Source organism: Paenibacillus macerans (genome assembly GCF_900454495.1).
Classification (GTDB): Bacteria; Bacillota; Bacilli; order Paenibacillales; family Paenibacillaceae; genus Fontibacillus; species Fontibacillus macerans.
On the sequence record NZ_UGSI01000001.1, the window covers coordinates 2,955,809 to 2,971,308 of the forward strand.

General features: G+C 49.6%; 15 protein-coding genes and 1 pseudogene. 2 read left to right on the forward strand and 14 right to left on the reverse strand.

All coding sequences use genetic code 11. The annotated features are described in order from the left end of the window. Positions 1 to 12: 12 nt before the first annotated feature. The 6 genes from DYE26_RS13245 to DYE26_RS13270 form a co-directional block, all read right to left on the reverse strand. A complete protein-coding gene (locus tag DYE26_RS13245) occupies positions 13 to 441 on the reverse strand; it encodes a secondary thiamine-phosphate synthase enzyme YjbQ (RefSeq protein WP_036624528.1) in 429 nt (142 codons plus the stop codon). Further along, a complete protein-coding gene (locus DYE26_RS13250; protein ID WP_255310158.1) occupies positions 429 to 1,310 on the reverse strand; it encodes an amidohydrolase family protein in 882 nt (293 codons plus the stop codon). Before DYE26_RS13250 ends, DYE26_RS13245 begins: the two co-directional genes overlap by 13 nt. Positions 1,311 to 1,332: 22 nt before the next feature. Continuing rightward, the gene (gene frlD, locus DYE26_RS13255; RefSeq protein WP_036628520.1) at positions 1,333 to 2,115 is read right to left on the reverse strand and encodes a fructoselysine 6-kinase; all 783 of its coding nucleotides are present in this window, start codon (positions 2,113 to 2,115) and stop codon (positions 1,333 to 1,335) included. 29 nt (positions 2,116 to 2,144) lie between these two features. Then, positions 2,145 to 3,461 (reverse strand): anaerobic C4-dicarboxylate transporter family protein, encoded by a 1,317-nt coding sequence (locus tag DYE26_RS13260; RefSeq protein ID WP_036624532.1) that lies wholly within the window; start codon positions 3,459 to 3,461, stop codon positions 2,145 to 2,147. A gap of 82 nt (positions 3,462 to 3,543) precedes the next feature. Continuing rightward, entirely contained in the window at positions 3,544 to 4,413 is an 870-nt protein-coding gene (locus tag DYE26_RS13265; protein WP_036624534.1) for a fructoselysine 6-kinase, read from the reverse strand. Continuing rightward, positions 4,413 to 5,387 (reverse strand): SIS domain-containing protein, encoded by a 975-nt coding sequence (locus DYE26_RS13270; RefSeq protein ID WP_036624538.1) that lies wholly within the window; start codon positions 5,385 to 5,387, stop codon positions 4,413 to 4,415. The genes DYE26_RS13265 and DYE26_RS13270 overlap by 1 nt, the downstream gene beginning before the upstream one ends. Before the next feature lie 275 nt (positions 5,388 to 5,662). On the opposite strand from DYE26_RS13270, the gene DYE26_RS13275 reads away from it, so the two are divergent. After that, on the forward strand, positions 5,663 to 6,373 hold the full coding sequence (locus DYE26_RS13275; RefSeq protein ID WP_036624540.1) for a GntR family transcriptional regulator: 711 nt from the start codon (positions 5,663 to 5,665) through the stop codon (positions 6,371 to 6,373). 3 nt (positions 6,374 to 6,376) lie between these two features. Here the strand turns inward: DYE26_RS13275 and DYE26_RS13280 are convergent, their stop codons facing one another. The 8 genes and pseudogenes from DYE26_RS13280 to DYE26_RS34855 form a co-directional block, all read right to left on the reverse strand. Then, positions 6,377 to 7,375: a hypothetical protein gene (locus tag DYE26_RS13280; RefSeq protein ID WP_036624542.1), complete on the reverse strand. Its 999-nt coding sequence runs from the start codon at positions 7,373 to 7,375 to the stop codon at positions 6,377 to 6,379. An 18-nt stretch (positions 7,376 to 7,393) separates the two neighbouring features. Continuing rightward, positions 7,394 to 8,464, reverse strand: a complete 1,071-nt coding sequence (locus tag DYE26_RS13285) for a hypothetical protein (protein ID WP_036624545.1) — start codon at positions 8,462 to 8,464, stop codon at positions 7,394 to 7,396. Continuing rightward, on the reverse strand, positions 8,439 to 9,029 hold the full coding sequence (locus DYE26_RS13290; RefSeq protein WP_036624547.1) for an RNA polymerase sigma factor: 591 nt from the start codon (positions 9,027 to 9,029) through the stop codon (positions 8,439 to 8,441). The genes DYE26_RS13285 and DYE26_RS13290 overlap by 26 nt, the downstream gene beginning before the upstream one ends. Before the next feature lie 120 nt (positions 9,030 to 9,149). Continuing rightward, positions 9,150 to 10,499, reverse strand: coding sequence for an ABC transporter substrate-binding protein (locus DYE26_RS13295; protein ID WP_051985606.1), 1,350 nt, complete (start codon positions 10,497 to 10,499; stop codon positions 9,150 to 9,152). A gap of 37 nt (positions 10,500 to 10,536) precedes the next feature. After that, entirely contained in the window at positions 10,537 to 12,174 is a 1,638-nt protein-coding gene (locus DYE26_RS13300) for a M56 family metallopeptidase (protein ID WP_036624549.1), read from the reverse strand. A 9-nt stretch (positions 12,175 to 12,183) separates the two neighbouring features. Then, entirely contained in the window at positions 12,184 to 12,555 is a 372-nt protein-coding gene (locus tag DYE26_RS13305) for a BlaI/MecI/CopY family transcriptional regulator (RefSeq protein ID WP_036624552.1), read from the reverse strand. Between the two features lie 181 nt (positions 12,556 to 12,736). Continuing rightward, positions 12,737 to 13,558 (reverse strand): hypothetical protein, encoded by an 822-nt coding sequence (locus DYE26_RS13310; RefSeq protein WP_036624554.1) that lies wholly within the window; start codon positions 13,556 to 13,558, stop codon positions 12,737 to 12,739. A gap of 137 nt (positions 13,559 to 13,695) precedes the next feature. Further along, a pseudogene (locus tag DYE26_RS34855) lies at positions 13,696 to 13,925 on the reverse strand (IS4 family transposase); the annotation flags it as partial. 251 nt (positions 13,926 to 14,176) lie between these two features. Here DYE26_RS34855 and DYE26_RS13320 point away from each other — a divergent pair. Next, complete coding sequence (locus DYE26_RS13320; RefSeq protein WP_051985607.1) at positions 14,177 to 15,091, forward strand: transposase; 915 nt, start codon at positions 14,177 to 14,179, stop codon at positions 15,089 to 15,091. Positions 15,092 to 15,500 lie beyond the last annotated feature (409 nt).

A 15,500-nucleotide genomic window follows, 5' to 3' on the forward strand; every position in this document is an offset into this window, starting at 1 on the left:
TACTTGTGACAGCTACTCTCCGATAACCTGAATGTAAACTTTCCTGCTCTTCGGACCGTCGAATTCGGCCAAATACACATCCTGGGCGTCGCCCGCCACCAGCTTCCCATCCTGCACAACGAACATGCAGCTGTTGCCGGAAATCATCGACTTGAGATGCGAGGGAGAATTGCTGCCCGTTGCGCCGTACGACGGCAGGAAATGCGCATGAGCGTATGGCCAATCCTTGGGCGCCAAACGTTCCAGCAATTCCTCGATATCCGTCTCCACGCATTCCAGTCCTTCGTTGACCATAATGCCGGTAGTCGTATGCGCCGAGATAACAGCCGCCAGACCGTTGACTACGCCGCATTGTTCCACGAAACTTTGAATCTCGCTCGTAATTTTGATCATCTGAAATTCGGCCGTTGACCTGAGCACAAGCGTTTTTAATTTAACCAAGGCCGCTCATTCCTCCTCTCTCCCAGAAAAACCTCAGCGTTGCCGCTCAGAATCTTCTGCAATGTCTTTGGCCGGAACTCCAGCGCCTTAAGCGCCGGCAAAAGCCGCTTCGCCTTGAATCGGGGCGTGTTGGTGCCGAACATGACCTTGTCTCTCAGATTGCGCTCTATCCAGAGCGGACCCATGTTCACTTTGAAAATCTGCGTATAGAAGTCAAGGGCATTATCCATATGGAGCAATGACGTGTCCGTGAACACATTCGGATATTTCAGCAGCAGCATCACCGTCTCTTGAATCCATGGCCAGCCGAAATGCGCCAGGCATATGCGGAGCTCGGGATACGCGATCGCCACTTCCTCGAAACGCAGCGGGTGCGAATATACGGCCGGAGCGTCTGGCTCCCAGCTCATCCCCGCGTGGAACATGATCGGTTTGTCGTATTTCACGCAAATCTCGTAGAGCGGCTTCAGCCTGTCATCATCGGGGTAAAATTTCTGCTTTGAAGGATGAAGCTTCAGGCCGCTCAGCTTCAGATGGACAAACGCATACTCCAGCGCCTCTGCCGCATCCTCGCGATACGGATCCACGCTGGCAAAACCGATAAACCGGTCCGGCGCAAGATCGACCAGCGTTCGCACCTCTTCATTCGCGACAATCCAGCCGCCGCTTCTGGTCGTCAGATCTAGCGGGAGCAGCACGGAGCGCGTTACGCCAATGTAGTCCATCTCCTGAAGCACCGACTCGACCGGAGTTGGCGACTGTTTGAATATGCCGAACTCCCGTTTTCGATATTCCAACGTCTCTTTGTCCCCGCAAATTGCCTTGTGGAAAATTGGATGTGTGTGCACATCAATAATCAAAGAAAGCACCTCTTCTCTGGTCTGTACTGTTTCAGTAGGGTTCGAATTTGGTGACCACCCCGGCTGCCGTTCGAGCGCCATGATTCAACGATTCCGCAATCGACCAGCCTTGCAGTTCGCCGTACATGAAGCCGGCACAGAAGGAATCTCCCGCCCCGACCGTGTTGACAACCTCCACAGGCACGATCTGACCGCGATACAACGTCTTGCCGTCATAAGCCAGACTGCCGCGCTCCCCTAACGTCGCGATGACGATACGCGGCCCCAACGCCTGCGCCCATGCGATGAACTCCGTTATATACGCGTCCTCCTCCGTATAGGAGAAGAATGCGTAGTCCACATCCGGCAAAATCGGCCCGGCAATATCCTTCTTCGTTCGCGTGGAGAAATCAAACACAATGGAGACGCCCCGCTCCCGGAAATAAGGCAGTTCCCGCTCGATTCTGCCGGACAGGTTGGTGTGGAGCGCATCGTGCTCCGCAATAAATCGCCGGTCATCCTCATTCAAGGCGAAATGCGCCATCACGCCTTCGATTTTTTCCTTGTGCACGCGATCGTTCCCATTCAGCTCCATCTTGAAAACCGCCGTACTGCCCTGCCGCACGCTAAGATGGGATACATCGATCTTCTCTGTTTTCAGCATGTCGATCATCATGTCGCCGTAAGCATCCGTCCCGACCACACTAACCAAGGAAGCCTGAACTCCCATTCTGCGCATATGAATAACAAAATCGACACTATTCCCGGTTGGATACATCCTGTTCAATTGATCATAAACATCCATGCAGCTGAATCCAACTCCCGCTATTCGCACGCCCTCGGTTCCCCTTTCTTTGTTCAAGGTTATAATAAAGCGCTTCCAAGCAAGGTAGCTACGATGACGGAGATCACGGTATTAATTAATCCCGGTATCATGAAACTGTGATTTAATACAAATTTACCGATTTTGGTCGTTCCCGCGGTATCGAAAGAAATAGCGGCAAGGCACTGCGACGCGACCGGCAAAAAGTAGTTGGCATTAACGGCCATCCACGCTCCGATGACGATATAAGGAGGCAAATCCAGCGCGATGGCGATCGGGACCATAATCAATGTCGTGGCCCCTTGGCTCGTCGTCAAAGCGGCGACGACAAACATGATCACCGCAAGCGTCCAGGGATGACTATTTACGATGGTGGCGACATGATCCTGAATGAAAGCGGTTTGTCCGTTGATGAAGGTGCTGCTCATCCAAGCCAGCCCAAAAGCGCACACCATCGCCAGCGCACCCGCCCTAAATATCGGGCCGTTAAGAATCGTTTCAATCGCCGGACGGCCAAAGATAATGATGAGCGTAGCGCAAACCAGCATAATGATTTCAATCGTATTCGGCAAGGACAAAAGCGTAGTTTCGCCACCCTGCACCCAGGACGGACGCAGGTTGGTAAACAGGCCCATGACGACAATCGCCAGAACGCCCAGCAAAAAGAGCACAACCGAGGCTTTCGCGCCCTTGGTAACTGCTTGTTTCTCAGCATTTTGCTCCGGTTTGGCGATTAATCCTTCCGCCAGCCTCCGCAAATATTCCGGATCCTCCTCCAGCTCTTTGCCCTTGCGCATCGTCAATACAGCGCTTGCAACAACCCCCAAAAGGGTAGCCGGTATGGCAATCGTCAAGATGGTTCCCAAACCGATGCCAAGCGGGGCCATAAATCCGATCATCGCGGCGGTGGCCGCCGATACCGGCGAGCAGGTGATCGCCTGCTGGGAGGCGATGATACTGTTTGAAATCGGTCTTTCCGGTCTGATTTTATTATCGATGGCCAGTTCATTGATAATCGGCAATAAACTATAGACGACATGTCCCGTCCCCGACAAGAAAGTAAACAACCAGGAGATAATCGGAGCTATGATCGTAATATTTTTAGGCGACTTACTCAGCATTTTTTCCGCAAGATGGACGAGAAAGTCGAGCCCGCCCGAAGACTGCAGCGCCGAGGCCGCCAAAACGACCGCTAAAATAATCAGCATGACATCGATGGGAGGAGCCGCCGGTTGGACGTGGAAGATAAAAACAAAGATCGCCACGCCCACGCCGCCGAGCAAGCCCATAAATACATCGCCTTTTCTGGCGCCAAAGAAGATGAGCAAAATGATGATGATCAGCTGAAACCAAAACATGAAGGTTCGCCCTCCTTATGGTAGTCTGAATGCGCTTACAAATTGCTGATTTATGGTGTCTCTTTGTGAGTCGGAGGGCCCTTTATACGATTGCCGTGCCATGGCCAAATGCCCCGTTGATCCGGCAAATCTTCGCGGCAAATGCGGCTCCCTGCTCCATGCTTGCTTTGATTCTGCCCAGCATTTCCTCATCCGGACCCGAGAAAATGTTGCCGTCTTTCGAGCTTCGGATCATCCCGATAAGAAAGGCGGTTAAATAAGAATCGCCCGCTCCCATCGTGTCCACCGTTTCCGTCAATACGGCCGGCTGGTATATCCACTGATCTTTATAAAGCGCGTATGAGCCGTTTTCTCCCACCGTTCCGATCACTATTTTGGAGCCGAGCGTTTGGGCTTTGCGCATCTCTCTTTCTCGTTCGCTTTCTGTTAAATGGCTGCAGGAAAGAAAGGATATGTCCGCGTACCGGCATACTTGCTCCAAATATTCGTCATTCCAACGCACCGAAAAGTCAAAGGAGATCGGTACATGGCTTGTTTTTAAAATCGCCAGATCCTGCTCGATATAGCTGTTTAGACTGGTGTGAATCACGGAAAATTGTTTAATGTAATCCAGATCGTCTTCCGTAAAGTCCCATGCCTTTTCCTTGGCGATCCCGCCTTTGTTCGAACCGAGAAATACACGGTCGCCGTTTTCCAGCGTAACCCGCGCATATCCGTTTTCCCCTTCAAAATTCCGGCAATGACTATGCTCGATCTTCAATTCGTCCATCACCCGCTGGATATAATGGGCGACTTGATCGTTGCCGAATTTACCCAAATAAGACGCTTCCATTTCACACATTCTGGCATAAGCGCAGAAGTTCAAGGCGTTTCCACCAGGGTACATCAAACCCTGGTGGACATACTTGTCTACTACGTTGTCGCCGATGCCGATAACCTTATATTTTTCCATTAGTATTCAACCTTCCACATATATCTGCGGGTTGTAAGCGGATGCTCTCTTTCCACCGCCAAAGCTTGATTGTAAACCGGATAAACGTTGTTAAACAGGGAATGGTTGAAGTAATCAACCACGGAGCTGTCGATGGTGGACAAGCCCAGGTCCTTGGCGTCCAATACTTCCACTCGCTTGGCATAACGGTTCAGGAAGTTCAGCGCTCTTTCATCCAGCGGCCGGGTGCTTCCTTCGGAAATCTGGATGACGAACGGAATCTCCGCATCCGTAATCTCAAACGGTCCGTGGAAGAATTCGCCCGAATGGATGCTCGAGGAGTTGATCCACTGCATTTCCATAAAGATACATATGCTTTCCATATAAGCGGCCCCGTAACCGGCTCCGCTGGCCATGGTGTAAATGACGTTATCGTCCTTGTGATTTTTGGCGAACGCCAGGGCGCGTTTGGCCACGTGTTTGCAAGCGTTTTTAACAATGTGATCGATTTTGGCTACCCCATCGAGGAATTGATTATAATGCTCGTATCCCTCAGTCTGATTCAAGGCCTCTACCGCCGTCAACAGGGCTTTAATGGTTTTTTCTCCAGCGATATCCTTGCCTTCGCCAAAGGTGTATTTCACCACATAGTCGGCGTGCTCCGTAATCGGCGAATCCGTGATCCAGGTTAACGCAATGACCGGAACGCCCGCCCTTTTGCCGATCTCGGCCGCTTTCACCGTCTCCGGCGTATTGCCTTTATGCGAAGCTACGACCAGTACCGAATTTTCGCCAAATGCTTTAGGCGTGTTGTGCACAAACTCGTTGCTGTTATACAAGCCTACTTTAATGTCTTTGGCTTCTTTCTCCAGAAAAGTTTTGGCTGGATAAAAAGCGCCATAAGAACCGCCGCAAGCTACATAATAAACCTGCTTAATACCTCCGACTTCTTGTTTTCCCGCCACAATTTCTCCAATAATTTGTTTTATATCCATTGTCTTCTCCTTGTATGATACATTTAGTTTTTTTTCATTCCTCACCGGTGTTTTGTATTGGAATGTCTTGATGAAATAATAACACATGGTAATACATTAGGCAATAGCCATCGGTTAAATAAATTGAATTAAAAAGGGGCCGAATAAAGGCAGGCGGGTGAAATATTCCTACAAATACGCAGGTTTATAGGCTGTTCACAGCTTGTACATATTGTTATAATAGAGAGGTACAGAAATAAAACAATATAATACAAAGTTTTTTGGAGGGTAATACCATGGTCGATCATTCGGAAACCGCGCCATTATATAAACAGCTGCAAGATAAAATTTTGGACTCCATCCATAACGGCACGCTGAAGCCGGGGGACAAACTCCCGACGGAATTGGAACTCAGCGAAACCAACAACGTGAGCCGGGTCACGGTCCGCGCCGCTCTCGATTCGCTTACTTCTGACGGGTATTTGGTGCGAATCCCGGGGAAAGGCACCTTTATTACGAAAGAGAAGATCAAGAAAAACGTCACGGAGACGATAGGATTCAGCGATACTTGCAGACTGCAAAACAAAGTCCCTGGGGCAAAAGTGATCAAGTGCGTGATTGAAGAGGCTACCGCTGCGGACCAGGAGCATTTGGGTCTAAAACCCGGGGATAAAATCATTAACATCGAAAGAATCAGATATGCCGACGATGTCCCTGTATCTGTGGAATATACCCGGCTTCCTTCCTCCTTTTCGTTTTTGCTGCAGGAGGATTTGAATCATAAATCACTGTACGAAATTTTAAGAAACAAACACAAAATTACATTTGGCATATCCCGAAAATATATCGTGATGGAATACGCCTCCTTCGATGTGGCCACCTACTTAAATATCGAAGAAGGCCATCCTCTGCTGTGTATCCGAAGTACGGTCAGCAGCACGGACGGCCAGAAGATCCATCGTTCCAAACAATTGATCTTGGGGGATAGATTTGAGTTGATTGTTTGATGATTAATTATCGTATTTATTCACTTTAAAATAGTAAAAAGAGCCTTTGGAGTTGAACATGCCGGTTACGGTTGGGGCACCCTTTTTGGAAAAAATCAAGGTATCGATTCTATTTTCCGCTCTTTTGACGCTGTATCCGCTTAGGTCCAGATCCATAATCGCTTTCGCATCTTTGATGGCCGTTTTGAGCAGTGTATTCGTTTTAAAAGACTGCAGCTTTTTGTCGACGGCATCGCCTTTCGCTTTGCTTGTGACTTCGAAAAGCTTGTCCGACAATGCCTGTAGATTCACTTCCGTCCGTTGCAGGGTGCCCTCTTCAATATGGATCCATACGTTTCCTTTATTCGTGGTATACAAAAAATTGTAAACCGGCGGCTGCCCCGCTCTTAGGGTTACCCCCTCCAATGTGCGTGTCTTCTTGACAAGTCCGCCGCAACTTGCCAACGTTTGCTCCGCCGTTTTTAGGACGTTGGCGGGGATATCCTTATCCTGCACCTGCCGGAGCGCATGGTCCACCTTTCCGTCCACCATAAAAATCGTTGCCTTTGGATTGGACGCCCGAAGGGAAAGCTTACCGCCCATATAATGCAAATTGACGTTTTCCAACGGTTCGCCGGTTTCCGGGAAAATCTCGCTCCACGCTTGGTCCAACTGCTTTTTTAACTGCTCATTACGGAGTTCCTTGTACCTTATATCGATGTATAAAACATCAACCGTACCTTTCGAATTTACAATAATTTGATCGGTTTTGCTTTTTTGCAAAGTGAACATATACGATCCGTCATCGCCCTTGAGGGCGGTGCCGAAGGGGTAAGTATTTCCCGTATATTCTTGGAGTTTGGCTTGCGCAGCCTCGGCTGCCTTTGGGTCAACATCGGCCGGATCAATCGCTTGAACGCCCTCCGGTGGCGCGCTCGCAGCCTGCACGGTGACATTGGAGATTGGGCCGGTCATTAGACTCGCCAATAGCATTACACTTAGGATTTGAAATATTTTTTTCATTTTAACGTTTCCTTCTTTCTATTGCTTGCTCGTGGGAATTCCTTGAATCATAAAGTAATAGAAAGACCCTTGGGAGTTGAACATGGCGGTTACGTCCGGGGCACCTTCTTTTGTAAAAACAAGCTTGTCGATCCGTGCATGATCTCTCTTCGCACGATAATCCGATAAGTCCAGATTCATCCATTCACGCGCTTGCTCCACTGCCGTTTTCACAAGTTCATTCGTTTCCAGCGCCTTCGTTTTTGTGGAGATGGAAAGATCTCCTTCCAGACTTGAAGCTTTATAGAGTTGATCTGACAACGGATCGGCAAACACGCGGGTAATACGGTTGGTCTCTTGCTCAATATCGATCCAGACCTCTCCATCGCCCGTGTCATACACAAAATTGTAAATCGGCGGCTGCTGCTTTGGCCTTAAAGTCATTTCAACTATGCTCGAGCTGTTCTTGAAATTTCCCATGGATTTAAAGATCCGATCAGCGATTGTTTTAACGGAATCCGGAACCTCATTCGCTTGAATCTTTTGTACCGCGAAATCCAACTCGCCGTTAATAATGTATATGGTTTTCGTTTCATCCCCCGCTCTAAGAACACTATAATTTTCGGAGTACCAAATATTAAGATCCTTCAAATTATTGCTATCGCCCGGGAAAATTTCATTCCAAGCCGCAGTCAACTGATTCCGGAAATCTTCATCCTCAATCTCCGCATAGCTTAGATCTTGCGCAAGATGCGCCACTTTGCCCTTGTCATCAAAGAAGACCTTCTCGCCGCTGTCTGCGGATTTGGCTCCCAATTCATTTACAAACAGGATAATATGGTTAAGCAAGGGGATTTTCTCCATCGTTTCGGCCATGACCGGAGACAGAAAACCGCCAACCAACATAATTGCGGCCAATGCCGCTGCAGATACAGCAGTTGTAATCCCTAGTTTTTTAAAAAACCGAGGTTTGTCCGGACGCTGTTTCATTCCTTCTATTCGGTTTATGATCTGTTCGCTGAAGCTGTGCTCCGGCGTTTCCGTATCCCGAATCATTTGTTCCGCTTGGTTTAGACCCAGCTTTTTAGGTTGATTTTGCAATCGCCGCATTCGCTTCTCCTCCTTCATTCATATCCTCTTCCGATAGCTTTCTACGAAGACGTTCGTATTTCTTACGAACGGTTGCCGATTTGATGCTCATGATCTCGCTAATTTCGTTGAAGCTGTACCGATGAATCGCCCGCAGCAGTAAAATATGTTTTTCCTCCTCAGTCAGCGAACTCAACAAATCCTTTAGTAATACTAGACTTTCTGTATTCTGACACGAGGGACGCTCGTGCTTGTACCGTGTCAAAAACCGGTACCATCGCTTTTTGCCTCGGATTTGATTTAAACTGTAGTTATAAGCGATCTTGTATAGCCAGGCTGAAAAAGAAACGGCAGGACGATACTGATGGATCTGTTCGTAGGCTTTAATGAATATTTCCTGGAGAGCATCTTCCGCTTCCTCCTTGCTTTTGAGCATGTGATAACAATAAATATAAATCGGTTTCTCAAAACGTTGAATAATTTCAGCAAAAGCCCCCTTATCCCCACATTTCGTTCGCCTGACCAGCATTTCGATCTGTTCCGGATCCACTTTGAATGCAAGGTGCGGCCTGTCCAATAAGTTCATAAGTTCACCTCCTCAATTTTTCGCTTCTATAACACCGGTCAAGTTCTTTTTGTGACAAGCGGCTGTGTAAACGCACGAACCCCCCTTTAAAAACGATTGACTTAAAGGGGGGCTGCATCGTTATCGATTATTTTGTTTGGCTAACGCTTTATCCAGCAGCGCTTGCCCGGTCTTGGAGACGTTGTCCAGCGCCTCTTCCAAGGAAATTTCTTTCCGCGCCGCTTTGCTCATCTCCGTGCTGGTCAAGGCATTGAACCTTTCCGTAAACGTATCGGGAATATCGGCTTTCCTACTATAATCGACCATCAAAGGATCCAGTTTGTAAAAAGCCTGTAAGCGGCTTTCGCTATAATGGTCCATCCGCGTTAATAAATTGCTGTTAAATACACGCGCTTTTATCGCGGCATAATCGTCGCTGTTGACATACTTCACGAAATCCCAAGCAGCCTCCAGGTTGGGCGTGCCCGCGCGAATGGCGAAAATTTGCCCCACTTCCATATCCCTTGAAGATGACCGATCCAGCGGGTCGACCGGACCCGTTACGGTATCGAACTGAAAGGCTTTGAAGTCCGGAAGCGTTTTGGTCAGGCCCGCCAAGACTTGCATGATACCCGCATCATCCAGCTTCATCGCCACGCGGCCTTGCACAAATAAATCGTTGTCCAGAAAATCCTGCAGCGAGCCGCCGTAAAACGGAGTTTCCGGCAAATCTAAAGCGCCGGATTGAGTTGCGTTTATCGCCATGTTCCATACGTTCTTCCAGGAGTCCGTATTTAAGGTCACTTGCATCGTTTTCGGATTGACGGCGGATAATCCCTGGGTATTGGCGATCCTCGCCGCCAAGTCATCGGCCGTTTGCACGAACGGAACGCTTAACCCGTAAATGCGCTGCTGCTCATCCCCATCCGCAGGAAAGCGCGCCGCCAGCTCCAGTATTTCCTGCCAAGTCATATTATCATGCGGAGGGGTAATTCCGTATTGCTTAAAAAGATCCGCGTTATAGTAGAGGGCCGTATTATAAAACGTCGGACTAAGCCCATAAAGTTGTCCGCCCCCCAATTCCTTCAAAAAGTCAATGATGGAGCTTTGCATGCCGGACAGCCCATCATGATCCGCTTGAATGTAAGGTTCCAGGCTGGCCAGCATTCCTTTCTGGACGTAACGCGCATATTCGTCCGCCGATAAATAGAGCACATCCGGTTTTTCAAGCTGAATAAAGTCATCCAACGCTTCACGATAACTTTTCTCCGGCGGAAGAGTACTCTGGTCCAGGACCGCGACATCCAAATCAACATCCCCGTATCTGCTCAAAAATAAATCGCCGTAGTCTTCAAAAAAACTGCTGTCCCCAAAATACATCACTTTTAAAGATCGCTGCTGCGCCGCTTTTTCCGGCGTTGCGTAACAGCCTGCAACACCCAGGCATAAAACGATGGAGCACAGGAGCGACCATCCTTTTCGTCGAAACATTTCTCCGCTTGCCTCCTTAACGGAATGAACTACAAGATTAAATCCGGGAAATTTCCACCGTCAACAGGTCGGCCGGCAACTCCAGGCGATCCGCCAGCGTATCGATTATTTCATCGCGAATGGCGGCGGGGTCGCTGTCGTTTTTGTTTAGAGTCTCAAGCACCAATTTGTCAATATCGGTCCGTTTATCCTCCAACTGATCGTAAGACGCAAGGTCCAGTATCGAGCTGGAAGCGTACACTTTGGCCATGTAAGAGCTTATTTCGCTCCCGCAACGACTGCTCAGCGGAATATTCTCCTGGCCGGTGAAAGTAAAAGCGCCGTCCGCCAGTTCAAAATAAACCGTATCCGTGTACGGGATGCCTTGTTGTTTGTAAATGCCATAAATGACGGCATCGCTGAACTCGTTGAGCTTGCGGTCGAGCTTTACAAGGTGCGGGTTGCCCGCCTCCTTCACCTTCGGCCCCTTCCCCGGCATTGAAGTTTCGCCCGCCGCAGAAGAAGTCTCGTCAACGCCATAGGAAGTGCCTTCCATGCTGCCGATGCCGGTGAAAAACACCACGGAGGACGCCGTACCGGTGGAAATTTCAAGCTTGGGCTCGGGACCGATTGCGGAAGCAGGACCCATCTCGGCGTGTACGGCAGTGGCTATCACAACCCCGGACACCATGACCATAACCGCTAAAATTGCCGAGAGGACAGCCGATCGCCGGTTTTTCCGCGTTGCCTTCAAAATATGTATCAACCTGCTTTTCATCCATGCGGCATTATCGCTAAAGCCGGTAAAGATTCCCGCCCGTTGGTTGGCCGCCCGCTCCAGTACATTTAAGATGGTTTCCCCATAGAAACGCCTTTCGCTTTCGGACATCCCGCCGACAACCCGTTCGTCGCAGGAGATTTCCATGTAACGGTCGAGGTCTTTCCGCAAACCATAAACTGCGGGATTAAACCAATGTATCGCATTTGCCAGCAAAGCCAGCGCTTTGATGAATAAATCATGCCGTTTGTAATGAATCAGCTCGTGGCGGAAGATCAGCCGCAGTTCTCGTTCGTCCAGGTCAATTTCCGGTAAAATCAGGACCGTTCGCGGCATTCCGACCAACATCGGCGTATGCACCCCATCATTCGATTGAAGCAAAACGCTTCCTTTGATCCCCATTTCCCGCATGACGGACGCAAAGATCTCCAGCTCCCTTCCCTCCACTGGGAGATTGGTGCGGCAAAGTCTGGCGCGAAACCGCCAGTAAGCCGCGGCCCATCGGCCGCCGGCCGCCGCAAACCCGAGCAGCCATGCGGTCGTCACCCATAAACCTGCTTCTTGAAACCAGACCCTAAAATCCGAAGAACCATCATCATCCGTAAGCGTTGGCGCGGAACCGGGCGCCGCTGTCCAAATCCGGCTTTCCGTACCGGCATCCGCCGAGGATATCGCGGGCGGTTGCCGAGGAACGCCGGCCGCGGCCGGTCCATTGGGTTCAATGAAGCGCAAGTACACCGATCCGCCAAGCACTCCGATGGGCAGGAGCAAAAACAAGAGTACGACCTTCCTGACGCGGTAGTGCCACCTTCCATCGAACATTTTTTCGGTCAGCGGCTCCATTAGCCGTAGAGCGCCAAACAGAACCGTTCCGGTAACCGAAAGGACCGCTATCGTTAAAATCAACGCATTTCCCATCTTTACTTCCTACCTTTCGGAAAACCATTTTTTCAATTCTTCGATCTCCTGCGGCTTAATATCATCGGCATCGTATAAAGCCGCGATAAAATTTTTGACGGAACCTTTGTGTACCGAATCAAGAAAAGCCCGGGTTTCCAGATGCTTATATTCTTCCTCGCTAAGCGCCGGGGTGTAGAAATTGACCTTCTTTCGCTTTTCTGTCCGCAGCAATCCTTTTTCCGTCAACCGGCTCAAAAACGTCAAGACGGTTGTCGGCTTCCAATCCTTCCGCTTGTTGAGTTCGGCAAGAACCGCTTGGGACGTTACCGGTCCTTCCGCCGCCCATATAACACGCATCACTTCCGCTTCCGCATCCGACATTTTTTGTATGGAATTCATGAAACCTCTCCTTTTATTCTCCAGTTTGATTTTCTACAAGTTGTAGTTTAATTAAATTCTACATCTTGTAGAATTTAAAGTCAATTTAATGCCATAAAAAAAGACGCTCCTGAAAAGGAGCGACTTATATCGCGGCCATTTATTCCTGAGTTTAAATCCTCATTTAGGGAGGAACGGCATTTTATTTCAAATACGCTTCGGCCAGTTTGGTCAACTGGTTTTTGCTGATCGGATTTATGGCCTCGATATGGTAATGAACCGCTGCTTTGCTGCTTGGAACATCATAGATCCATTGAATGTTTTTGCCGCTGCCGAAATCCGTGTAGATCATTTCCACGCCTTTTACTTTAATTTTTTCACGTTTGCTGTCATCGTCTTCAGGTATCCAAATCGTTTGTTTCTCGGGGGTCTTGGAAATAGTAACCCGAATATCGTGTTTTCCTTTTTTATAGGTGCTGTTGATTCTCCAATAATCATTGGATACCTTGATCGGCATCATAGCGTAATCTTGGCCCGCTTCCTCCGCCTGCTTCAGCAGTTTCTCCGCCGTCGCCGCCTCTTCTTTCGGAGTCAGCGGCTTCTGGTACAATACCGGGAAGAAGGAGACGTCGGCATGCTGAAATTTATAATTTCCGGACAATTGATCCAAAATTTTAACCGGCTGCTTCGCCATCTTTTTGCGGAATTGGCTTAGATTCGTATAGTTGATCGATTTATATTCAATATCGATTTTTTTGTCCGGGTTGTTCTCGACAACGTAGAAAATCGCCGCCGTTCCTTCCTTCAACTGTTTGTCCGCTAGACTCTCGACCGTTAAAGAGCGGATCTGTTCGTCCATAGAAGGCGCTTTGTAGTCGGGGCTGCTTTTATCCAGCGTTTTTGCTTCCACGACCACTTCGCCGGCCTTGTTCTTTAATGTATAGCTGGTCTTAGGCGCAGCCGCCGCCGCCGACACCGTTAACAGCATTCCGGCCAATACCAGCAGGCCAATTTTCCGTTTCAAGATGAATCGCTCCTTTGTTTTTGTTTTACTTGCGGATTCTTCACCGCGCTTCCAACCTATCCGAACTGACTGCTTCCCCCCTCCCTTTCACTACAAACAACGAACCAGGCACAAGTTAATGTGACAGGAATAATAACTCAACTTTCGCAGCAAAAATTCGGCAGACAAGCCTTGATGTAGCTGGGTAAAACAGCAATCCATTGTCGAAGTTGACGCTGAATTAGAGGGGGACAGTGTCTTCACGGCTTTTTGGGCTGCTTCGTTGATCAAGTCGAGCAAGCAACTGCTGTAAGGCAACCGGCCAATCGAGTGTGCCGACTTCGTCGCACAGCAAATAAAACAAGCCGCTGAAGGAGCGTGCGTTGGACTTTACCGGGTTCTTGTCTTGGTGTTCCTGCCTGCTGCCTGCCTTTGCACGATTATCCCCTTCATTCAGGAGCAGGGACCAGGGGGTGGGGGCTAGAGCAAGGGTTCCAAAAAAAGAGAAGAACAAAAAAGATGAGGAAAAAATGAGGCAGTTCAGATGAGATTTTCGGCTTGATAAAGGAACGTATGTTTGCTATAATGAAATAAATGGAATTTATGTTCGTGCATTCTTGATTCGGGAGGTAAGCGGATATGGAAGCCAATGCGGGAACGGAACTTCAGCCATTCAGCAGCCGTTTTAACAGCGAGCAGGCCTGCATGGAGGCGCTGATCGCGATGAAGTGGCCAAGCGGCTTCGTCTGCCCGCGCTGCGCTCACACCCGGTGCAGCCGTCTGACCTCCCGGCATATCCCCTTGTTCGAGTGCGGAAAGTGCAAGCATCAAACATCGCCTTTGGTCGGCACGATTTTTGAAGGAGCCAAGGTGTCCTTGCTCAAGTGGTTCGAAGCTCTGGATTTGTTCCTGCTGGAGGACGGCATCTCGGCGTTGCGGCTGCGCCAGGTGATCCGGGTCACCTATAAGACCGCCTGGTCGATGCTGCACAAAATACGCCATGCCGTGGAGGAGTTCGATGCCCGGGAACTGCTCTCCGGAGACGTGAAGGTGAACAGCGATCAGTATGGGCGTAATCCGTCCCGGTGTCAGCTTTCGTATCCGTACTCCTCGGCGGTCGTAGCCGGCTGCACGGTCACGGAGTCGGGCGAGCCGGAGCAGGTCAAAATCCGCCTGGTGCCGCATAAGCGGGGAGGCGAAAAGAGGGCAAACTGTCACGATCTAACCGCGTTTATTAGCGGGCATGTGGATGTCCATACATCGGCGGTGCAGTCGTTCCCTCAGGCCTTTCGGCTGTATGCGCCCTTGCGGAAAGTGGTGAGAGAGGCGTGGGAATCGCTGAAGAGTACGTATGGAGCCTTGGGACTGAAGCATCTGCAGGCGTACCTGAACGAGTACACCGTACGCCGCCGGTTGCGCCTGTCCGGAGGACGGCCCGGAGCGGAAGAAACGATGCGGCAGAAGTTGCTGCAAATGTGTGTGGCGATTCCGGCGATCCCTTACCGTAAGCTGATCGAACGCCAACCGAACCAGCCCCTTGCGGCTGCGGCCTGATCGGGACGCTGGAAACGATGGGGGGAGTTTGATGCAGGTCAACTTGATTGGTGTGGGTAAGTATGAACGGTAGGGGCATTGCTGCAGATGGAAGGGTTCAGGCTACAGCAAAATCACGGTCTTTTCGTTTCCCTCGCGTCCTATCCTTGATCTCCTGTCTTGATCTCTTGTCCGGTCTGTTTCACCTTCTCTAAACCTGATTTCTTCTCCTATGCCTGTCTAAATTATCTCGAACCTATCTGCTTCTCCACCAAATGTTTTCTTCTCCAGAGTTTGTCTGTTTCTCTGCTACCTGATCAACTCTCTGCTACCTGATCAAACGGGATAATCGTGCAAAGCCTCCGGACAGGGAGTGTTGATCTGCCGCCCATCCCACTTCCCTATTCTCAAAAATTCAACGCCCTTCCGT